Source organism: Streptomyces sp. NBC_00554, from assembly GCF_041431135.1.
Taxonomy (GTDB): domain Bacteria; phylum Actinomycetota; class Actinomycetes; order Streptomycetales; family Streptomycetaceae; genus Streptomyces.
This window is the reverse complement of sequence record NZ_CP107799.1, coordinates 8,506,176-8,526,088: the sequence shown is the minus strand read 5'-3', so window position 1 is coordinate 8,526,088 and position 19,913 is coordinate 8,506,176. Positions and strand designations below refer to the sequence as shown.

Sequence of the window (19,913 nt, the reverse complement as noted above, 5' to 3'; positions counted from 1 at the left end):
CGGCGGGTCAGGAGTGGAACGGGAGTCCGGCGCCGGCGGCCAGCTCCACGTCGTCGGTGTCTTCGGCGGGCAGCAGACTCGCGGTGCCGTCGGTCACCGGGACGATGCCCAGCTCAAGGAGCTCGGCCATCGCGGCACTGCCGGCCATGTCACGGACCTGGAGCTGATAGCGGGCCGTCGTCCGGTACGTCCCACCGGAGTCGTCCCCGGTGCGCTGCAGAAACCCGGAGTCGGTGAGGAAGGCGACGGCCTTGCCGACGATCCCGGTGGTGGATCCTGCGAGTCTTCGCGCGTCCTTGGTGGCCCCGGTGGAGCTGCGCCGCGCCCAGATCCGCCAGGCCGCCTCCAGTCCCGGCGATTCCGTCGCCGGGTCGGTGTTGCGGCCCTCCTCCTCGGCCCGCTCCTCCAGGCGCCGGCAGGCCTGCCGTACGAACGCGTCGACCCCGTTGACCGAGACGCGCCCGATGTACCCATCGTCCGCGAGGTCCTCGGGACGGGGAAACGCCATGGCGGCGACGGCGAGATGCGCGAGCCCGTGCAGGAACCGGTCCCCCGAGTCGGCCGACGCCCGGCGCGCATAGTCGCCCATACGCACGGCGAACACCGAGTCCTCGGCGGCGGTCACGGCCATCCCCGCGCGCGGGGACACCTCCAGGACGACCAGCCCGAGCCCGGCGGCCACGGCGTCCGCGAGCCGCGCGAACGGCGGATCCTCGCGGTACCGCCGCAGCAGCTCCGCGTACTCCTGGTCGCGCGCGGGCTGAAGCTTGGGCTGCAGCCCAAAGGCGACGAGCCGCGCGGCATCGGCGGCGTCGGCGGGCGTGATGGGCGCGTTGGCCGGTACGGCAACGGCCTCCGGCTCACTCCACTCGACGTGCTCGGTCACGGGTGAAACTCCTTGGTCTGACAAACGAGGGCGAGGGCAGGTACGTAAGGGGCGCGGGGCTGTGACATATGCGGCTCCGCCGCGTGGGCGCGACCAGCCACGACCGGTCCGCAGTCAAAGAACGACCCACAGATCACGCCGCCTCCGATCTACCGGCTGCCATCCCCACCGCGTCCAACAGAGCCATGCCTACGATGAGATCGGCCCCACCGAACTCCGGATCGTCCAGCTCCGTCCCGTCGTCCACGGCGAACAGCAGCTTCTGCTCACCCTGCCGGTAAGCCGTGCCGACGGGCGGACTCGCGGCGTGCACAGCCAACAGGGCGACGAGGTAAGGCAGTTCAGGGTCCCGCCGACGCGCGTCCGCAAGCAGCCCGGACAACCGCCGCGGCGCATCCGCGGGCAGGTCGAGCAACTCCATGGCACTGGCGAGCTGCTCCTCGCTGAACCGACTGTCGTCGGGCGTGGCGATCAGATCCGGCTCAGGCATCTCCGCACCCAGATGCTCCCGCTCCATGGGAGGCGCCAGCAGTATGTCGACAAGGTCCCCGACCCGTACCGACACGGGCGTACGCAGCCCCGTCCCGCGGGCGAAGAACGCGTCCGTGACCCGCAGCGCCTGCTCCACGGGCAGCGGCAGCAGGGGGGCGACGAGATGCCCGTAGAGATCGATCCCCGAGGTGGTCATGGGCGTGGCGAAGGCCTGCCGGTCCTGCTCGGCACGGAACAGCGGCCCGGCCTCCAGGAGCCGGGACTGCAGCTGCGTATGCCTGCGGATGCAGTCCTTGACGATGTCGACCAGCTCGGCCGCACGGCGCTTCTGCTCGGGGTCCTCGGACTCGTCGCGGGCCTTGCGGATGTTCGTGAGGATCGCGTTCTCGTGGCGGTACCGGTCGGCGACGTGGTCGAGGGCCTCCGCGATCATGTCGGGCACGGCCTCGAGCCAGTCCACGGCCCGCACATTGCGGCGGGTCGCGTCCAGAGCCTTGCGCAGCGTCTCGGCGAACTGCACGGTCCGGTACCTGGCCTGCTCCGCGGCCAGCTGCGCGTCGGCGAGCCGGCCGCGGCTGATCAGCACCTCGAGCTTGACCTCGGCGGCGATCTGCGCACTGGTGACGTCGGTATCGAGGGCGCCGACGAGCACATTGACCGCTTCATCCGTCGTACGGAGATACACGCTCCCTCCGTATCCGGGCACCTCCTCGATCAGCTTGAAGTCGTAGTCACGGCGTACATAGGAGCCGTCGGGTGCGAACGTGCCGTATACGGCGCGGAAGCCGCGGTCGACGCTGCCGACGTTGATCAGGTTCTCCAGGACCCAGCGGGCCACGCGCTCGTGCTCGGCGACGGGCCGCTGCGGGGCCTGGGCGGCGATGCGCGGGATGAGGCGGGCCACTATCTGGTCGTGGTCGGCGCCCGTGTCGAAGTCCATGTTCAGTGTGACGAGGTCGATGGCGGCGAGGGCCACCTCCGCCATCCCGTAGACCGAGTACTCACCCGCGAGATTCGCCTTGCGTACGTCGAGGTCGTGCAGCGGCGCGGTGCAGGCGAGCGCGCGCAGCCGCCGCGCCAGACCCTCGTCGGCGGCCGGGCCCGGTGCGGGGCGCGGCCCCGCGCTGAGCTGGGGCGGAACACGGTCCGTCGATGCAGGCGAAGTCACGGTGCACAGACTAGGTCCTCGGTCTGACAACGGTCGAAACGACGCAGAAGCGACCGCCCGTCACAGCGGCCGCCACGCTCGCCCTCCTGCTGCTCAGCCGGTCCCCTGCGCCCCGTCGGCCACCCGCCGCCCGTACATCGCCACAAGTCCCTTGAGCGAGTCGTCGAGATAGACCGCGAGCAGCCGCTCGGCCCCGTCCCGGTCGCCCTTCTGGAGGGTCTGGAGGATCTCGCGGTTGCGCACGAGGTACGGCTCGTGCAGCCGCCGCGGGTCGTCCACCACGTGGAACGCCAGGCGCAGTTCGGCGAAGACGCTGCGCATCAGCTCGTCGGTGCGGGCGCTCCCGGCGAGCGCGACGAGCTCCCGGTGGAAGTGGATGTTGGCCGTCGAGACGCCCGTCCAGTCACCTTCGCCCGCCGACCGCCGTCCGTTCGCCACAGCCGTCGCGAGGCCGTCCACGGCGTACGGCGGCTCACCGAGACCCCGGACCACGGCGCACTCGACGAGGGAGCGTGTGCGGTAGATGTCCTCGACGTCCTCGACGGTCAGGACCCGCACGAAGACCCCGCGATTGAGCTCGTGGACGAGCAGCCGCTCGTGCGTGAGCAGCCGGAACGCCTCGCGCAGCGTGTTGCGCGAGACGCCCAGAGCCCCGCCGATGCTGTCCTCGGACAGCCGTGTGCCGGGCGGGAAGTACCCCTCCGCGATACGGCTCCTGAGGATGTCCGAGACCCGCTCGGCGGTGCTGGTGCGGCCCAGCAGGGCGCGATCGTCGGCCAGTCCCGTCAGCTCTGCCATGCCCGGAATTCAATCGTAGATACAAGAACGAAACAACATGGGTATTGAGGGATCGTTCAACGATCCTCTACCTTGTCGGTCAGGCGTCAATCGCAGGGCCTCGAAAACGGCCGCGAACCAAGGCGCCGCGCACTTCCCGCACGGCACGGCTCAGTCCAAGCACCCTCCGTCCCTCACTGCGAGGTGCCCATGAGCACGACCCCTCCACCCCAGGCCCTGACCGCCGAAGACCGCCCCGACGCGGCTGAACCCACTCCCCAGGACGGCCCGTTCGCCTGGCTGCACGCTCTCGGTCCGCGCGGCCGACGCGCCTTCGCCGGCGCGTTCGGCGGCTACGGCCTCGACTCGTACGACTACTTCACTCTGCCGCTGAGCATGGTCGCGCTGGCGGCGTACTTCGGACTGGACAGCGGCCAGACCGGCCTGTTCACCACCGTCACGCTGGTCGTCTCGGCGGTCGGCGGCGCCATAGCGGGTGTGGTCGCGGACCGGATCGGGCGCGTCAAGGCCCTGATGATCACCGTGATCACGTACGCGGTGTTCACCGTGGCCTGCGGTTTCGCGCCCAACTACGAGACTCTGCTGGTTTTCCGCGCCCTTCAGGGGCTCGGTTTCGGCGGTGAGTGGGCGGTCGGCGCGATCCTGGTCGCCGAGTACGCGAGCCCCAAGCACCGTGGTCGCACGCTCGGTGCGGTCCAGAGTTCCTGGGCCGTCGGCTGGGGACTGGCCGTGATCGTCTACACGGTGGTCTTCCAGTTCCTCGACGACGACCTCGCCTGGCGCGTGATGTTCTGGACCGGCGCGCTGCCCGCGCTGCTCGTCGTCTGGGTGCGGCGCCGGGTGGAAGACGCTCCGAAAGCGACCGCCGTACGTGAGAAGAGCGCCAAGAAGGGCTCATTCACGGCGATCTTCAAGCCCGCCACGGCCGACGGCCCCGGTCTCCTGCGCACCACGTTCTTCGCGGTCCTGCTGTCCACCGGTGTCCAGGGCGGCTACTACACGCTGGCCACCTGGGTGCCCACGTACCTCAAGACGGAGCGCGGACTGTCCGTCGTCGGCACCGGCGGCTACCTCACGTTCCTGATCTCCGGGGCCTTCCTCGGCTATCTCACCGGCGGCTATCTCACCGACAAACTGGGCCGCAAGCGCAACATCCTGCTCTTCGCGATCCTCTCGGCGCTGTGCATCCTCGCGTACGCCAACATCCCGAGCGGCGCCAACACCCTTCTCCTGGTGCTCGGTTTCCCGCTCGGCTTCTGCATGTCGGCCATCTTCAGCGGCTTCGGCTCCTTCCTCAGCGAGCTGTACCCGACGGCGGTGCGCGGCACAGGGCAGGGCTTCACGTACAACACCGGACGTGCCGTGGGCGCCGCCTTCCCCACCACTGTCGGCTTCCTGGCCGACAGTTGGGGCGTTGGCGGGGCGCTGGTCTTCGGTGCGATCGGCTACGCCCTCGCGGCCGTGGCGCTGATCGGACTCCCCGAGACCCGTGGGAAGGAACTCCTGTGACCGCCACGACCTCTGTGATCCCCGTGATCCACTCCCCCCAGGACCGCCCGTTGAGCCTCCGTGACGGCCACGCGCACGCGTGGACCCCCAAGAAGGCGCGCGCCACGTTCCGTTCGGGCGTGTCGGGATCCACCGCCGGAGTCGCCGCGGGCCACACCCAGGCGAACCTGATCTCGGTGCCCGCCGACTGGGCGTACGACATGCTGCTGTTCTGTCAGCGCAACCCGAAGCCCTGCCCGGTCCTCGACGTCACCGACGCCGGTTCCTGGACCACTCCGCTCGCCGAGGGCGCGGACCTGCGCACCGATCTGCCGCGCTACCGGGTGTGGGAGCACGGGGAGTTGGTGGCCGAACCCACGGACGTGATCGACCACTGGCGCGGCGACCTGGTCTCGTTCCTCATCGGCTGCAGCTTCACCTTCGAGTGGGCGCTGAGCGAGGCGGGCGTCCCGATGCGCCACCTCGAGCAGGGCCGCAACGTCTCGATGTACGTGACGGGCCGCCAGTGCCGTCCGGCCGGGCGGCTGCACGGCCCCATGGTGGTGTCGATGCGCCCGGTCCCGCCCGAGCACCTGGCCGCGGCGATCCGGGAGAGCAGTCTGCTGCCCGCCGTGCACGGGAGCCCGGTGCACTGCGGTGAGCCGTCGGGTCTTGGCATCGGGGATCTCGCGCGCCCCGACTTCGGCGACCGGGTGGACGCCGAGCCCGGCGACATCCCGGTGTTCTGGGCCTGCGGAGTGACACCCCAGGCGGCCGTGATGGCCTCGCGCCCGCCCTTCGCCATCACCCACGCACCCGGCCAGATGCTCGTCACGGACACCCGTGACGAGCAGTACCGCGTGGCCTGAACAGGAGAGACAGCAGCTCATGACACCGATCGATCTCAACGCCGACCTGGGCGAGGGCTTCGGCCGCTGGCGCCTCACCGACGACGAGCAGCTGCTGTCCGTCGTCACCAGCGCCAATGTGGCCTGCGGTTTCCACGCCGGGGACGCGGCCACCATGCGGCGGGTGTGCGAGCTGGCGGCCGAGCGCGGTGTACGGATCGGCGCCCAGGTCTCCTACCGCGACCTGGCGGGTTTCGGGCGGCGCGCGATGGATGTGCCGTCCGCCGAGCTGACGGCCGAAGTGGCCTACCAGATCGGCGCCTTGGAGGTCTTCGCACGTGCGGCGGGCTCGCGCGTGTCGTACGTGAAGCCGCACGGCGCGCTCTACAACCGCGTCGTGCACGACGAGGAGCAGGCGGGGGCGGTCGTCGACGGCGTACTGCTCGCGGGCGCCTCCCTGCCCGTCCTCGGTCTCCCGTCCTCCCGCTTCCTGAAACTGGCCGAGCGGGCGGGACTGCCCACCGTCACCGAGGCGTTCGCGGACCGCGCCTACACCGAGGACGGCACCCTGGTGCCACGTTCCCAGGACGGCGCGGTGATCACGGACGCCGACGCCGTCCTCGAACGCTCGCTGGGCCTGGCCCGCTTCGGCGTCGTGACCTCGCACTCCGGGGAGCGCATCCAGGTCCGCGCCCGCTCCCTATGTCTGCACGGGGACACTCCGGGCGCGGTGGACATGGCACGCCGGGTCCGCGCCGGGCTCGAGTCCGCGGGCGTCCGCGTGGAGGCGTTCGCATGAGGGCACTGCCGGTCGGTGAGCGAGCCCTGCTCATCGAGGTCTCCTCGGGCGAGGAGGCCCAGGCCCTGCACGCCGAACTGCTGCGCCGCCGCGCGGACGGCTCCTTCTCGGTCGCGGAGATCGTCCCCGCGGCCCGCACGGTCCTCCTGGACGGCGTGAACGACCCCGCGCGCCTGGCGGCCCGTCTCGCCTCCTGGGACATCCCCGCACTGCCCACGCGCGCGGAGCGGGCGATCGAGATCCCCGTACGGTACGACGGTCCCGACCTGGCGGACGTCGCGGCCCTGTGGGGGGTGCCCGAGCAGGACGTGCCGGAGATCCACGCGGCGGCCGAATTCCGCGTCGCCTTCTGCGGGTTCGCGCCCGGCTTCAGTTACCTGACAGGTCTGCCCTCCGGGTACGACGTTCCCCGCCGGGCGACTCCGCGTACGACGGTTCCGGCCGGTTCCGTGGCGCTCGCGGGCCCGTACACCGGCGTGTACCCGCGCTCCTCGCCGGGCGGCTGGCAGTTGATCGGGACGACGGACGCGGTGCTGTGGGACCACGCGCGCGTGCCGGCCGCGCTGTTGGCTCCGGGTACCCGGGTCCGTTTCGTACCGACGAGGCACTCATGACCGACCGGGCTCTTTCCGTCGTACGTGCCGGGGCCCTGACCACCGTCCAGGATCAGGGCCGCCCCGGCCACGCCCACCTCGGGGTACCGCGCTCCGGCGCGCTCGACGGACCTGCGGCGGCGCTGGCCAACCGCCTCGTCGGGAACTCCCCGGAAGCGGCCGTCCTGGAGACGACGGTGAACGGGTGTGCCCTGCGCCCGCGTTCATCCGTCACCGTGGCGGTGGCGGGTGCGCCATGCCCGGTCACCGTGGACGGGCGTCCCGCACCCTGGGGAGCGCCCGTACGCGTGCCGGCCGGCGCGCTCCTCGACGTGGGCCCCGCGCGCGCGGGACTCCGCAGCTATGTGGCCGTCTCCGGCGGAGTCGCCGTGGATCCGGTCCTCGGCAGCCGCTCCACGGACCTCCTCTCGGGCCTCGGCCCCCCGCCCCTCACGGACGGCATGGTGCTGCCCCTGGGACGCCCCGACGCCCTCCACGCGCGCGTGGACGTGGTTCCGCAGCCCGCGCCGCCGTCCGAACTGGTCCTGCGGGTGACGCCGGGCCCGCGCGACGACTGGTTCACGGCCTCGGCGCTGCGCACCCTCACCACCCGCCCCTACCGGGTGTCGGCGGCGAGCAACCGCATCGGCCTGCGGACGGAAGGGCCCTCACTGGAGAGGGCCGTTTCCGGCGAACTCCCCAGTGAGGGCATGGTCCTGGGTGCCGTCCAGGTACCGCCCGACGGCAGACCGGTCGTCTTCCTGGCCGACCACCCGACCACCGGCGGGTACCCGGTGATCGCTGTCGTCCGCCCGGCCGATCTCCCGGCGGCCGCTCAGGCCGTCCCCGGCACGCCGGTCCGCTTCGTGGCCGTACGACGACGATGAAGCGGCCCGAGACGAAGCCGGACCGTCATGCCGGGTCCGGCTGCTGTTCACTCACCGACAGGGCGGCCAGCGCGGCCGACACGGCGTGCGAGGCGCTCAGGTCGAGGCGTGCGCTGGTACCGCGCGCCTTGTGACGTACCTCGGCGGCGGCGAGGGTGAGCAGCTGCGGCAGCAGATCGGTGCACCGCCTGGCGACCCAGCCGGTCCCGGCGGTCGCCAGCCACCAGAGGCTCGCCGACCGCGTGGGCGCGGGGAACTCTGGTTCGGCCGAGGGCTGGACACCGGTGGCGATGCCCTGCTCGGCGAGCAGCGCGTGGAACCGGAGCGCGAGCGCCCGGTGCCCCTGCTCCCCCGGATGCAGTTTGTCCGCGCTCCACATCGCGCGGTCCTTCAGCCAGTCCTCCTCCGCGGCGTGCAGATGCAGCGCCCCGTACCGCTCGGACAGCGCGTGGACCACCGCGTTGACGGCCCGCTGCCGCCGGGCCAGCGGCCGCGCCAGGGCACCCGGCAGCCCGAGCATGTAGCCGGGATCCGGCAGACAGGCCGTCATCACCACCGCTCCCTGAGCCCGGAACGCCGCGTACACCTTGTCGAGTCGGGCGGCCACGGAGTGGATGTCGAAGGTGTACCGCAGCGTGTCGTTGACGCCTATGACGACGGAGACCACGTCAGGGCCGAGTGCCATCGCCTCCGGCGTCTGGCGTTCCAGCACGTCACGCGTCTGGGCGCCGCTCACCGCCAGGTTGATGAACTCCACGGGTGCGTCCGCCGGGGCGAGCCCCTGCGCGAGCAGTGCGGCCCACCCCCGCCATTCCTCGCCGACGGGATCGCCCACCCCTTCCGTCAGCGAGTCCCCGAGGGCCACGAAACGCAGCGGTCTCATCCCACGCCCTCCTGCAGGCGCGGCCGCACCTCGACCACCGCGTCGTGCGCGGCGAGGAAGCCCTCGACGGCGGTGCCCCACCCGAAACACTCGGCACGCGCGCGTGCGGCCTCCCTGCGCGCACCCTCGGGACGCCCAAGGAGCAGCCGTACCGCGTCCGCGAAGGAGTCCCCGCTGTCCGCGGCGGTGGCCCCGGCGGAGCCGATGACCTCCGGCAGGGCGGACAGCGAGCTGGCCACCACGGGCGTACCGCAGGCCATCGCCTCCAGGGCGGCGAGCCCGAACGTCTCGGCGGGCCCGGGGGCCAGGCAGACGTCGGCGGAGGCCTGGAGCGCGCCGAGCGCGGCGCGGTCCGCGAGGTGTCCGAGGAAGGTGACGGGCAACCTCCGCTCCCGGGCGCGCTGTTCGAGCCGGGCCCGCAGCGGTCCGTCCCCGGCGACGACGAGGACCGCACGCTGTCCGCGCCGCAGCAGCGCCTCAAGGCCGTCCAGCGCCGTACCGGGCCGCTTCTCCACGGACAGCCTGGAGCACATCACGAGCAGGGCCTCGTCCGCGCGCGCGTAGCGGGCACGCACCGCGGGATCCCGCAGCGAGGGGTCCCGTCCCACCAGGTCGACGCCCAGCGGGGCGCGTACGACGTTGCGGGCGCCGATGCGGACGAACTCGCGCTCGGCGAACTCCGTGGTGCACACGACACGTGAATAGGTGTGTGCCGTACGCACGTTGAGGGCGTCGGCGGTGCGCCGGGCCATCCCCTCGGGGAGCCCCCAGGTCCGCAGCACGCCGTCGGCGGTCTCGTGGGAGACCATCACGGCGGGCACCCGGGCCCGCCGTGCCCAGACGCCGGTCCAGCGCAGGGTGGTCCGGTCGGAGACCTCGAGGCGGTCGGGTGCGAGCGACTCCAGGAGCCGGGCGACCCTCCGCTTGTCGGTGAGCACGCGGTAGCCGCCGGTGCCGGGCAGCACCGGCCCGGGCAGCGTGATGACGCGCCCCTGTTCGGTCTCCCGGTCCGTGGCGCGCTCACCGGGGACGATGAGCACCGGCTCGTGCCCCGCGGCCCGGTAGCCGGTGCCCAGCTCCCGCAGCGCGGTGCGCAGGCCGCCGGATGCGGGGGCGACGAAGTTCGCCAGCCGTACGATGCGCAGGCTCATGCCGCCACCACCGTCCGTGCGGAGAGCACATCGCTGTAGTGCCCGATGAGCTGATCGCCGACGGCGGCCCAGGTGCGGCCCTCGACCATGTCCCGCGCGGCGGCGCCGTAGGCGGCCCGCAGCGCCGGATCGCCGGCCAGGGACCACACCGCGTCCCGTACGGCGGCAGCGTCGCGCGGCGGCACCAGCAGCCCGGTACGCCCGTGGGCCACCAGGTCGAGCGGTCCGCCCGCGGCCGGCGCGACGACGGGCACCCCGCTGGCCATGGCCTCCTGCACGGTCTGGCAGAAGGTCTCGAAGGGACCGGTGTGCGCGAAGACGTCCAGCGAGGCGAAGATCCGGGCGAGTTCGTCACCCGTGCGACGACCGAGGAAGACGGCGCCGGGCAACTGTTCGGTGAGGCTGGTCTGGCTCGGCCCGTCCCCGACGATCACGACGCGTACGCCGTCCAGGCCGCAGACCCCGGCGAGCAGTTCGACCTGCTTCTCGGGGGCGAGCCGGCCGACATAGCCGACGATCAGCTCGCCGTTGGGCGCCAGCTCGCGGCGCATCGCCTCGTCCCGGCGGTCGGGACGGAAGCGGACGGTGTCCACGCCACGCGCCCACAGCTTCACCCGCGGCACACCGTGTGCCTCTAGGTCGTGCAGGGCCACGCTGGACGGGGCGAGTGTCCGGTCGGCGGCGGCGTGCACGGAGCGAATGCGCCGCCACGCCGTGGCTTCGCCGGCGCCCACGTACGTACGGGCGTATCCGGCCAGGTCGGTCTGGTAGACGGCGACGGCGGGGATGCCGAGCCGGGCGGCCGCGGCCATACCGCGGACGCCGAGGATGAAGGGGCTGGCCAGGTGGACGATGTCGGCGCGGTGTTCGGTGATCGCCGCGGCGACGCGTCGGCTGGGGAGAGCGACGCGGACCTGGGGGTAGCCCGGGAGCGGAATGGAGGGGATACGGACGACAGGGCACGGCGCGGTGGCGTCGGGCCCGCTCCCGGCGGCGGTGGCCGGGGCGACGACGAGGGGAACGTGACCGCGATCGACGAGGTGCCGGGCGGTCTGAAGCGCGCAGTGGGCCACGCCGTTCACATCGGGGGGAAAGGATTCGGTCACGATGACGACACGCATACTCGTGTTGTCGCCCCGCTGGACGTGCCCGCGTCAACGTGGATCTTTCCGTACGGGGAACGTCCCATGAGCGTTGCGCTCCGCACCCGTCCAGGTCAGCCCGCGTCCATGACTTCCTGACTCCCGGGTCACCGAACGTTCATACGGCGGGCATGTCCGGCCCGATTCTGCTCCGTACCGCTGTCTGTACCTCGGCCTCTTCGGCTGGATCTGCCGCCAGCCGGCGCAACTGATCGACAACACGTGCATCACCGGTCTCGGCGTGCCGTGCGGCCACCTCGCGGGTGGATTCCTCGCAGTCCCACAGGCACTCGACGGCGAAGCCGGCGGGGAAGGACGGATCGGTGGCGGCGAGTGCGCGGGCGGCGCGCCCGCGCAGATGGGACGAGGCGGTCTCGCGGTACACATGCCGCAGGACGGGTGCGGCACAGATGATGCCGAGCCGCCCGGCCCCGTCGACGAGGGTCCACAGCGTCGGCGCGTCGGGGCCCTCGCCGCGTACGGCCTCGCGCAGCGCGCCCAGGACCAGTTCGCTGTCCTGCGTACCGCCCCGGCAGGCGAGCATCCGGCCCGCGGCGGCCCCCAGGGCGTCGGGCCGGTGGGCCCAGTTCCGCGCCCGGTCGACGGCGGCGACACTGCGCATCCGTTCGAAGGCCTCCACGGCGGCCTCGGCCGCGGTCGGCGAACCGGTGGCCGCCGCGCCCTCGATCAGGTCGAGGGCGTCCGGATCGTTGCTGTCGGCGAGATAGCGCAAGGCGGTGCAGCGGGCTCCGTCGTCGCCGCCGCGGGCGGCCTCGACGATCTCGGGCCGGTCCTCGGGGCCCGCGACGGCACTGAGGCAGCGGGCGGCGGGGACATGGAGTGCGGCCCCGCGTTCGATGCCCTGTTGGGCCCACTCGAAGACGGCCTGCACGCTCCATCCCGGGCGGGGCCCGGCCGGTCGCATCTGGCGCTGCCAGCGGTCGAAGGAGCCCTGTTCCTGGGCCGCACGCACGCGCGTGCCGATGGATTCGCGCGGATCGTCGGCCCACAGCCGCCAGGGCCGTGGTTCGAAGGCGTCGCGCACGGTGGCGGCGAGTGCGGCCTCACCCTCCGCGTCGGCCGGGAAACGGGCCAGTACGGGCGCGGCCAGGGCCCGCAGACCCGCGTCGTCGTCGCGCAGGGCCAGCTCGTCGAGCGCCCAGGCCCAGTTGGCGCCGGAGGCGGCGTACTTGCGCAGCAGTTCGAGCGCGTCCTGCCTGCCGTACGAGGCGAGGTGTCCGAGCACCGCGAGGGCGAGCCCGGTGCGTGACTCGCAGTCGTCGAGGACGTCCTCCACGTCGAAGAGGTGCCGCTCGATCTCGTCGAGCTCACCGCTCAGGTCGAGGTAGAGACGGGCGTAGTAGAGCGAGCGGTTCTCCACCTGCCAGTCGTGGCGGGGGTCGCTCAGCACACAGTGGTTGAGCGCCGCGAGCGCTTCGGCGCGCGGTGCGGTGAGCGCGTGCAGCGTGCCGTCGCCGCGGCCCCTCTGGAGCAGGCCGAGCAGCGTACCGCTGGGCGCTATGACCGGATCGAACATGGGAAACAGCCTCACATCAAGCGTCGACGCAACCGGGATCCTGCATTACCTGGCCGCGTGACAACACGTCGGAGCGCCCGCCGTTTCTTGCTTGCTGAAGACCATCTTCCTCTGCCTCTCGTAGGTGGCCCATGCGGGCCGCATCACGGCCCGCGCGGTGCGGCAACACCTGCCCAGCCATCACGTCCGTGAATCACGACGTCATGATGACCCAGCGGTTCTTCCCGCCGCGACCGCATTTCCGGCGCCCCCGCACCGCCTCCCCGATTTTTTGCGTTTTGCCTGGTCAGAGCATCTAAGTCATCGTGTACCGAACAACTCGAGCAGCTCGGCCTTGGCGAACATGCGCGCCGTGTCGACGGCCGAGGGGGTGCCCGCGGCCGGATCGGCGCCACCGTCCAGGAGCACCCGGATCACGGCTTCCTCGCCCTTGAAGACAGCACCGGCGAGCGGTGTCTGACCCCGGTCGTTGATGCGGTCCGCCTCGGCGCCGCGCTCCAGCAGGGCGCGTACGGCCTCGGCATGGCCGTGGTAGGCGGCGAGCATCACGAGCGAGTCGCCACGGTCGTTGGTGAGGTTGGCGGGAACGCCGGCGTCGACGTACGCCACGAGCGCCTCGGTCTCGCCACGGCGCGCCAGATCAAAGATCTTGGTCGCCAGCTCCACGACCTCGGGGTCGGGGGCTTCACTCATCGGCCGGACCGCCTCTCACTGCAACCGTTCGGGTGAATCGCCAGCGTACTGGCTCCGGCTCCACATGACCGGCACGGCCTGCGGCAAGGATCACAACGGACTTGCCGGACGGAACAGACCTGTTCAGGCGGCCCAAAAGGGTCCGCCACTCGGGTGAAATCAGCGGAAATTCACTCAGTTGCACCTTTTATCGTATGGATACATGCTGTGATCCTGGAAGAACTCATGGTGACTGTCCCCACGAACCAGGAGAGCTCAAATGATTCTGTCCATCTCAGGCGTCGTCCTCCTCGGCATCATCGTCTTCCTCTTCTTCAAGAAGGACGGGCTCAAGGCGTCGCATGCCTTTGTGGCCGCGCTGTTCGGGTTCTACATGGCGAGCACGGCCATCGCTCCGAGCATCAAGGCCGGCGGGGAGAGCCTTGCGGGCCTCCTCGGCGGGATCAAGTTCTGACGTCCCTCTCTCGCACGCACCATCAGGAGACAGCAGTGGCCCGGCGCCCTCTCCCCCGCATTCTGAGCAACGGCAGCGCACAGATCGCCCGAAGCCGGGATCTGGCCCGAACGGCAGCCGACAGCGCCACCGACGTCCTCCACCCGCTGATCACGATCACTCGTGGACTGCGCCGGCTGGCAGCTGCCGGACGGCGCAAGTGGGCCGCCACGCCCAAGGACCGGCGCGGGCCCCTGCTGTTCCTGGTGGCCTCGGTGGTCCTGGTCGTGGCACTGGTGCCGTACGGACCGCTGCTCGCCGTCATCACGCTGATGGCGGCGGCAGCGTGGGCGGGCCGCGAACGCACCGCCCCGGAGCCGACGGGCCCCGACGAGTCGCAGACCCAGCGCCTCCAGTCGCTGTACGAGGCCCTGGTCCCGTACTTCTCCGCGGCCGAGGACCCCGCCCCCCTCTACGCCCACGGCGGCGACTGGGAGAAGGCCTTCTCCTCGTACGACTTCGACGAGGACGGACGTGTGTCCCGGCTCCTCCTCCGCTACCCGGCGTACTTCACCGACGGCGAGGCGGAGTCCCGCGCCCGGATCGAGCAGCTGCTGCACGCCAAGTCCGGCCGCGGCCGCGAATACCACTTCGAGTGGGACGAGGAGGGCAACGAGCTGAGAATCACGGTCCTCCCGCCGCTCCCCACCGACATCGCCGCCCAGCGGTTCGTGACCGCACCCGGCGAGACGGTCCTCGGCTTCACCGACCCCGCCGACGTCCAGCGCACGCTCCCCCTCACCTACGGCGAGGAACAGCGTGACGTCCCCCCGGTCGTCTGGCGCACGGGAGTCCGCTCCACGGAGCCGCATCTGCTGGTCGCGGGCGAGCCCGGCAGCGGCACCACCACGCTGCTGCGCTCGATCGCCCTGCAGTGTCTCCAGTACGGCGATGTCGTGATCGTGGAGGGAGCGGGCACCGGCGAGTACGCGTGTCTGACCGGCCGCGAGGGTGTGCTGGCCGTCGAGTGCGGGCTCGCCGGGGCGCTCGCGAGCCTGGAGTGGGCCGCCCATGAGACGGAACGGCGTCTCATCGCCGCGAACCGCGCCCGTCAGGCCGGCCAGTCCGCGCCGGACGACACCAAGCACCCGCTGTGGATCCTGCTGGACCGCCCGAGCGCGCTGGGCCACTTCGCCGCCGTCGACGGCCGCAACGACCCACAGTCACTCCTCCAGGTCCCCCTGCGCCATGGCCGCGCGGCCGGTGTCACGGTCGTCGTGGCCGAGCACTTCGACAGCCTGGACTCCCTCAGCGACGCCGTCCGCCAGCACACCCGCGCGCGCGTGGTGCTCGGTCCCGCGTCCTCCGCCCAGCTGGAAGCGGTACTGGGCTCACCCCCGCACACCACGCCCACCCGTGAGGTACCCCCGGGTCGGGGCTACGCCCGCCTGGGCACCGGCCCGGTCCTCCGCCTCCAGGTCCCGGCGACCCCGGACCCCTACGACGACGCGACCAGCGACACCCATCGGCGGGCGGTCCTGGACCTCCTACCGGAGCGCACGACTCCGGCAGAGGCGGAGATCAGCCCGTCCGGCGTCTGAGGACGAAGCAGTCCCGCCCCTTCCCTAAGCCACGAACGTACGAGGCGCCTCGCTCCCCCCGCTGCCCCCCGTCTCCACCAGCCGCGCCGCCGCAGCGAGCCGCACCGCCGCCTCCTCGGCCACCGCACCCCCCACAGTGAACGGCAACCGCACATACCCCTCGAAGGCGCCGTCCACCCCGAACCGTGGCCCGGACGGCACGCGGACCCCCACCCGCTCCCCCATCTCGGCCAGCCGCGACCCCGACAGCCCTCCGGTCCGCACCCACAACGTGAGCCCGCCCCGCGGCACCGAGAACTCCCACTCGGGCAGCTCCCGCCGCACCGCGGCGACCAGGTCGTCCCGGTTCTCCCGGGCCTGTGTCCGCCGGATCTCCACGGCCTGCTCCCAGCCCCCGGTGCTGAGCAGCCAGTTCACGGCCAGCTGCTCCAGCACGGGCGTGCCCAGGTCGGCGTACGCGCGCGCGGAGACCAGGCTGCGGATCACATCGGGGGCGGCCCGCACCCACCCGATGCGCATCCCGGCCCAGAAGGCCTTGCTTGCGGACCCGACCGTGATGACGGTCGATCCAGCGGGGTCGAAACTGCTCACGGGGCGGGGCATGTGCACCCCGTCGTCCAGATGCAGTTCGCTCATCGTCTCGTCCACGACGAGCACGGTCCCCGCGGACCGGGCAGCGTCCACGAGCACCCGCCGCTGGTCCTCGTCGGCAAGGGCGCCCGTCGGGTTGTGGAAGTCGGCGACGACATACGCGAGCCGGGGAGCCGAGTCCCGCAGGACCTGCCGCCAGCGGTCCATGTCCCACCCGGCGAGCCCCTCGGCCATGGCGACGGGCACCAACCGGGCCCCGGCCTCGCGCATCAGCTGAAGGATGTTGGCGTAGGAGGGCGACTCGACGGCGATCCGTTCACCGCGCCCGGCGAAGAGATGACAGATCGCGTCGATCGCTCCCATCGCCCCGGTGGTCACCATGATCTGCTCGGGCATGGTCGGTATCCCGCGCGCCGTGTACCGCTCGGCGAGCATCGAGCGCAGCGCGGGCAGTCCGGCGGGATAGTCGCCGTGGGTGTGCGCGTACGGCGGCAGCTCCTCCAGGGCGCCCTGCACGGCCCGGGTGAGCCAGGGCTCGGGCGCGGGCAGCGCCGCGCAGCCGAGGTCGATCATGGATCCGAGGGCTTCGGGCGGCAGCGGTTCAAGGCCGCGCGCGGGCAGCGGGTTCCCCGCGGGCACGGCGGTCCAGCTGCCCGCTCCGCGGCGGGACTCCAGGAACCCTTCGGACCGCAGCGCCTCGTAGGCCGCGGCGACCGTCGTACGGCTGACGGACAGGGACAGCGCGAGTTCCCGCTCGGCGGGCAGCCGCGCGGCGACCGGCACCCGTCCTTCGAGCACCAGCAGCCGGATGCCGTCGGCGAGCGCGCGATAGGCGGGCGGGCGGCGGGTGCCGGGCCCCGCGGGGCGCTCCTGCTGGGAGTTGAGGAGCCGGGCGAGCTGAGCGGCACCCACCGCCGAAGTCCACTGAGTCATGATTCCCAGTCCACCTTCCCCGAATTGGCCATGGATGTGGTTCCTTCTCAAGCCACAGAGTGTCATGTGTCAGGCCACGACCACCACAGGGGGCTTCATCTTGTCCAGCCAATCGGAGACCGGACTCCTCACGTCCGGACGGCTCCCGCGTCGACTCGTCCAGCTGTACGCCGGCCTGGCGCTGTACGGCGCGAGCTCCGCCCTGCTCGTGGAGGCGGGCCTCGGCCTGGAGCCCTGGAACGTGCTGCACCAGGGGCTCGCCGAGCTGACCGGTCTGACGATCGGCGTGGTGTCGATCTTCGTGGGCGCGGCGGTGCTGCTCCTGTGGATCCCGCTCCGCCAGCGCCCGGGCCTGGGCACGGTCTCCAACGTCTTCGTGGTCGGCATCGCCATGGACGGCACCCTCGCCCTCCTGCCCGCCGCGCACAGCCTGGCCGTACGGATTCCCCTTCTCGTGGCGGGCATCCTGCTGAACGGTGCGGCGACCGGCCTCTACATCACCGCACGCTTCGGTCCGGGACCGCGCGACGGCCTGATGACAGGCCTGCACCAGCGGACCGGCCGCTCGATCCGCCTGATGCGCACGGCCGTCGAAGTGGCGGTCGTCGCGACCGGCTTCGCCCTCGGCGGCACGGTCGGCATCGGCACCGTGCTGTACGCCGTCGCGATCGGTCCGCTGGCCCAGTTCTTCCTGCGCGTGTTCGCCGCCCCCACGGCACCGGGCGGCAGCACGGTCGTTGCCACCGGTCAACCGGAGCGCGCCATACTGCCCGGGTGAGCACGCGTATACGCCACCCGTACCTCGACCACCCCGGCCCGATCCCCTTCGCACACCGGGGCGGCGCCGCGGACGGTCTGGAGAACACCCTGGCCCAGTTCCGGCGGGCGGTGGAGGCGGGCTACCGCTACATCGAGACGGACGTACACGCGACGGCGGACGGGAAGCTCGTCGCCTTCCACGACTCGACCCTGGACCGGGTGACCGACGGGGCGGGCCGGATCGCGGACCTCCCGTGGGAGGACGTGCGCCACGCGCGCGTGGCGGGCAAAGAACCGGTCCCCCTCTTCGAAGAGCTGCTCGAAACCTTTCCCGAGGTGCGCTGGAACGTCGACATCAAGGCGGAATCGGCCCTCCATCCCCTGCTCAACCTGATCGGCCGTACCAACGCCTGGGACCGCGTCTGCGTCGGCTCGTTCTCCGAGGCGCGCGTCTTCCGCGCCCAGCGCCTGGCCGGGCCGCGCCTGGCCACCTCGTACGGCACCCGGGGCGTCCTGGGGCTGCGGCTGCGCTCGTACGGCATACCGGCCGCGGTGCGCGGCTCGGCGGTCGCCGCCCAGGTACCCGTGTCCCAGTCGGGCGTGCCGGTGGTCGACCGGCGCTTCCTGCGCGCCGCCCACGCGCGCGGGTTGCAGGTCCACGTGTGGACGGTCAACGAGGCGGATCGCATGCACCGGCTCCTGGACCTGGGAGTCGATGGCATCATGACCGATCACATCGACACGCTGCGCAGGGTCCTGGAGGACCGGGGCACCTGGGTCTGAGCCCGCCGCGCGGTCCGTTCACGGGAAGCGAGGGGCACGGGTGGGCACTGACACCGTGCGCGCACAGGCGGCCGACGAGGCCGCCGAGCGACGGCGCGAGCAACACGGCTGGTACATGTACGACTGGGCGTGCTCCGTCTACTCGACGAGCGTGCTCACCGTGTTCCTCGGCCCCTATCTGACGTCGGTCGCCAAGGCGGCGGCGGACGCGGACGGCTTCGTACATCCCCTGGGGATACCGATCCGCGCCGGTTCCTTCTTCGCGTACTCGGTCTCGGTGTCCGTCATCCTGTCGATCTTCGTGATGCCGATCGCGGGCGCGGCCGCCGACCGCACGGGCCGCAAGAAGCCGTTGCTCGCGGCCGCCGCCTATGTGGGCGCCGCGGCCACCACGGGCATGTTCTTCCTGGACGGCGACCGCTATCTGCTCGGCGGTCTGCTGCTGATCGTCGCCAACGCCTCGGTGGCCGTGTCGATGGTCCTCTACAACTCCTACCTGCCGCAGATCGCACCGCCCGAGGAGCGTGACGCGGTCTCGTCCCGGGGCTGGGCCTTCGGCTACGCGGCGGGCTCCCTCGTCCTGATCGCGAACCTGATCCTGTTCACGGCCCACGACACCTTCGGCGTCTCCGAGTCGACGGCGGTCCGCATCTGTCTGGCCTCGGCGGGCGTCTGGTGGGGCGCCTTCACCCTCGTACCGCTCAAGCGTCTGCGCGACGACAGGCGCAAGACCCCTGCCGGGACGGCGTCCGCGCCCGGATGGCGGCAACTGGCGGCCACCGTGCGCGACATGCGCGGCAAACCGCTCACCCTGTCCTTCCTTCTCGCCTACCTCGTCTACAACGACGGCATCCAGACGGTCATCTCACAGGCCTCGATCTACGGTTCGGAGGAGCTGGGCCTCGGCCAGTCGACCCTGATCGTCGCCGTGCTGCTGGTCCAGGTGCTCGCGGTCGGGGGCGCCCTGGGCATGGGACGGCTGGCGCGCAGGTACGGCGCGAAACGTACGATCCTCGGCTCGCTCGTCGCCTGGACCGTGACACTCGGCGCCGGGTACTTCCTGCCCGCCGGCGCGCCCGTCTGGTTCTTCGTCCTGGCCGCCGGCATCGGGCTCGTCCTGGGCGGCAGTCAGGCCCTGTCGCGCTCCCTGTTCTCGCATCTCGTGCCGAGCGGCAAAGAGGCCGAGTACTTCTCCGCGTACGAGATGAGCGACCGCGGAATGAGCTGGCTGGGCCCTCTGCTGTTCGGGCTCACGTACCAGCTGACCGGAAGTTATCGGGACGCGATCATCTCCCTTGTGGCCTTCTTCGTCATCGGGTTCGTGCTGCTCGCGAGGGTGCCGGTGCGGCAGGCGATACGCGACGCGGGGAATCCCGTACCCGACAGGATTTAGCGCCGGAGGCCAAAGGCCGGTAGTGTACGCGTTTGGCCTGCCAGGCGTACCGTTA

The 19,913-nt window shown here is 71.7% G+C and carries 19 protein-coding genes; 10 read left to right on the top strand and 9 right to left on the bottom strand.

Annotated elements, in window-relative coordinates; all coding sequences use genetic code 11:
- Positions 1-7: 7 nt before the first annotated feature.
- From OG266_RS37695 to OG266_RS37685, 3 genes are all read right to left on the bottom strand, one after another.
- Positions 8-886 (bottom strand): hypothetical protein, encoded by an 879-nt coding sequence (locus OG266_RS37695; protein WP_326724437.1) that lies wholly within the window; start codon positions 884-886, stop codon positions 8-10.
- A gap of 133 nt (positions 887-1,019) precedes the next feature.
- Complete coding sequence (locus tag OG266_RS37690; protein ID WP_266467853.1) at positions 1,020-2,546, bottom strand: hypothetical protein; 1,527 nt, start codon at positions 2,544-2,546, stop codon at positions 1,020-1,022.
- Between the two features lie 93 nt (positions 2,547-2,639).
- A complete protein-coding gene (locus tag OG266_RS37685) occupies positions 2,640-3,344 on the bottom strand; it encodes a GntR family transcriptional regulator (protein WP_371551195.1) in 705 nt (234 codons plus the stop codon).
- A 189-nt stretch (positions 3,345-3,533) separates the two neighbouring features.
- Between OG266_RS37685 and OG266_RS37680 the strand changes: the two genes are divergently transcribed.
- From OG266_RS37680 to OG266_RS37660, 5 genes are read left to right on the top strand one after another with little or no spacing between them, the layout of a single operon-like run.
- Positions 3,534-4,853, top strand: a complete 1,320-nt coding sequence (locus OG266_RS37680) for an MFS transporter (RefSeq protein WP_371551193.1) — start codon at positions 3,534-3,536, stop codon at positions 4,851-4,853.
- Complete coding sequence (locus OG266_RS37675; RefSeq protein WP_266467844.1) at positions 4,850-5,701, top strand: putative hydro-lyase; 852 nt, start codon at positions 4,850-4,852, stop codon at positions 5,699-5,701. Before OG266_RS37680 ends, OG266_RS37675 begins: the two co-directional genes overlap by 4 nt.
- A 19-nt stretch (positions 5,702-5,720) precedes the next feature.
- Entirely contained in the window at positions 5,721-6,479 is a 759-nt protein-coding gene (locus tag OG266_RS37670; RefSeq protein WP_371551191.1) for a LamB/YcsF family protein, read from the top strand.
- The gene (gene pxpB / locus OG266_RS37665) at positions 6,476-7,093 is read left to right on the top strand and encodes a 5-oxoprolinase subunit PxpB (protein ID WP_371551189.1); all 618 of its coding nucleotides are present in this window, start codon (positions 6,476-6,478) and stop codon (positions 7,091-7,093) included. Before OG266_RS37670 ends, pxpB begins: the two co-directional genes overlap by 4 nt.
- On the top strand, positions 7,090-7,959 hold the full coding sequence (locus OG266_RS37660) for a biotin-dependent carboxyltransferase family protein (protein ID WP_371551187.1): 870 nt from the start codon (positions 7,090-7,092) through the stop codon (positions 7,957-7,959). Before pxpB ends, OG266_RS37660 begins: the two co-directional genes overlap by 4 nt.
- A gap of 25 nt (positions 7,960-7,984) precedes the next feature.
- Here the strand turns inward: OG266_RS37660 and OG266_RS37655 are convergent, their stop codons facing one another.
- From OG266_RS37655 to OG266_RS37635, 5 genes are all read right to left on the bottom strand, one after another.
- On the bottom strand, positions 7,985-8,842 hold the full coding sequence (locus OG266_RS37655) for an SGNH/GDSL hydrolase family protein (RefSeq protein ID WP_329548815.1): 858 nt from the start codon (positions 8,840-8,842) through the stop codon (positions 7,985-7,987).
- Positions 8,839-9,993 carry a glycosyltransferase gene (locus tag OG266_RS37650; protein WP_266467824.1) on the bottom strand — a complete coding sequence of 385 codons (1,155 nt, stop codon included), beginning with the start codon at positions 9,991-9,993 and terminating at the stop codon, positions 8,839-8,841. Before OG266_RS37650 ends, OG266_RS37655 begins: the two co-directional genes overlap by 4 nt.
- On the bottom strand, positions 9,990-11,114 hold the full coding sequence (locus tag OG266_RS37645; RefSeq protein WP_266467821.1) for a glycosyltransferase family 1 protein: 1,125 nt from the start codon (positions 11,112-11,114) through the stop codon (positions 9,990-9,992). Before OG266_RS37645 ends, OG266_RS37650 begins: the two co-directional genes overlap by 4 nt.
- 139 nt (positions 11,115-11,253) lie before the next feature.
- The gene (locus OG266_RS37640; protein ID WP_371551184.1) at positions 11,254-12,672 is read right to left on the bottom strand and encodes a HEAT repeat domain-containing protein; all 1,419 of its coding nucleotides are present in this window, start codon (positions 12,670-12,672) and stop codon (positions 11,254-11,256) included.
- Between the two features lie 300 nt (positions 12,673-12,972).
- Complete coding sequence (locus OG266_RS37635; RefSeq protein ID WP_266467815.1) at positions 12,973-13,365, bottom strand: ankyrin repeat domain-containing protein; 393 nt, start codon at positions 13,363-13,365, stop codon at positions 12,973-12,975.
- A 259-nt stretch (positions 13,366-13,624) separates the two neighbouring features.
- On the opposite strand from OG266_RS37635, the gene OG266_RS37630 reads away from it, so the two are divergent.
- The gene (locus tag OG266_RS37630) at positions 13,625-13,819 is read left to right on the top strand and encodes a hypothetical protein (RefSeq protein ID WP_266467812.1); all 195 of its coding nucleotides are present in this window, start codon (positions 13,625-13,627) and stop codon (positions 13,817-13,819) included.
- Positions 13,820-13,854: 35 nt separating this feature from the next.
- Positions 13,855-15,399, top strand: a complete 1,545-nt coding sequence (locus tag OG266_RS37625) for a hypothetical protein (RefSeq protein ID WP_329548812.1) — start codon at positions 13,855-13,857, stop codon at positions 15,397-15,399.
- A 24-nt stretch (positions 15,400-15,423) separates the two neighbouring features.
- On the opposite strand, the gene OG266_RS37620 is transcribed toward OG266_RS37625, so the two are convergent.
- Entirely contained in the window at positions 15,424-16,923 is a 1,500-nt protein-coding gene (locus OG266_RS37620; protein WP_371551181.1) for a PLP-dependent aminotransferase family protein, read from the bottom strand.
- 64 nt (positions 16,924-16,987) lie between these two features.
- Here OG266_RS37620 and OG266_RS37615 point away from each other — a divergent pair, with 64 nt between their 5' ends.
- The 3 genes from OG266_RS37615 to OG266_RS37605 are packed head-to-tail and all read left to right on the top strand — an operon-like array spanning position 16,988 to position 19,858.
- Positions 16,988-17,701 (top strand): YitT family protein, encoded by a 714-nt coding sequence (locus tag OG266_RS37615; RefSeq protein ID WP_371551179.1) that lies wholly within the window; start codon positions 16,988-16,990, stop codon positions 17,699-17,701.
- Positions 17,698-18,465: a glycerophosphodiester phosphodiesterase gene (locus tag OG266_RS37610; protein WP_371551177.1), complete on the top strand. Its 768-nt coding sequence runs from the start codon at positions 17,698-17,700 to the stop codon at positions 18,463-18,465. The genes OG266_RS37615 and OG266_RS37610 overlap by 4 nt, the downstream gene beginning before the upstream one ends.
- A 40-nt stretch (positions 18,466-18,505) precedes the next feature.
- The gene (locus tag OG266_RS37605) at positions 18,506-19,858 is read left to right on the top strand and encodes an MFS transporter (RefSeq protein ID WP_371551175.1); all 1,353 of its coding nucleotides are present in this window, start codon (positions 18,506-18,508) and stop codon (positions 19,856-19,858) included.
- The last annotated feature ends 55 nt before the right edge of the window (positions 19,859-19,913 follow it).

What these genes read in the sequence shown, in the direction of transcription:
- OG266_RS37685 (WP_371551195.1), bottom strand. Translation starts at nt 3,344, where the DNA reads ATGGCAGAGCTGACGGGACTGGCCGACGATCGCGCCCTGCTGGGCCGC.
- OG266_RS37680 (WP_371551193.1), top strand. Translation starts at nt 3,534, where the DNA reads ATGAGCACGACCCCTCCACCCCAGGCCCTGACCGCCGAAGACCGCCCC.
- OG266_RS37670 (WP_371551191.1), top strand. Translation starts at nt 5,721, where the DNA reads ATGACACCGATCGATCTCAACGCCGACCTGGGCGAGGGCTTCGGCCGC.
- pxpB (WP_371551189.1), top strand. Translation starts at nt 6,476, where the DNA reads ATGAGGGCACTGCCGGTCGGTGAGCGAGCCCTGCTCATCGAGGTCTCC.
- OG266_RS37660 (WP_371551187.1), top strand. Translation starts at nt 7,090, where the DNA reads ATGACCGACCGGGCTCTTTCCGTCGTACGTGCCGGGGCCCTGACCACC.
- OG266_RS37655 (WP_329548815.1), bottom strand. Translation starts at nt 8,842, where the DNA reads ATGAGACCGCTGCGTTTCGTGGCCCTCGGGGACTCGCTGACGGAAGGG.
- OG266_RS37650 (WP_266467824.1), bottom strand. Translation starts at nt 9,993, where the DNA reads ATGAGCCTGCGCATCGTACGGCTGGCGAACTTCGTCGCCCCCGCATCC.
- OG266_RS37645 (WP_266467821.1), bottom strand. Translation starts at nt 11,114, where the DNA reads ATGCGTGTCGTCATCGTGACCGAATCCTTTCCCCCCGATGTGAACGGC.
- OG266_RS37640 (WP_371551184.1), bottom strand. Translation starts at nt 12,672, where the DNA reads ATGTTCGATCCGGTCATAGCGCCCAGCGGTACGCTGCTCGGCCTGCTC.
- OG266_RS37635 (WP_266467815.1), bottom strand. Translation starts at nt 13,365, where the DNA reads ATGAGTGAAGCCCCCGACCCCGAGGTCGTGGAGCTGGCGACCAAGATC.
- OG266_RS37630 (WP_266467812.1), top strand. Translation starts at nt 13,625, where the DNA reads ATGATTCTGTCCATCTCAGGCGTCGTCCTCCTCGGCATCATCGTCTTC.
- OG266_RS37620 (WP_371551181.1), bottom strand. Translation starts at nt 16,923, where the DNA reads ATGACTCAGTGGACTTCGGCGGTGGGTGCCGCTCAGCTCGCCCGGCTC.
- OG266_RS37615 (WP_371551179.1), top strand. Translation starts at nt 16,988, where the DNA reads ATGTGTCAGGCCACGACCACCACAGGGGGCTTCATCTTGTCCAGCCAA.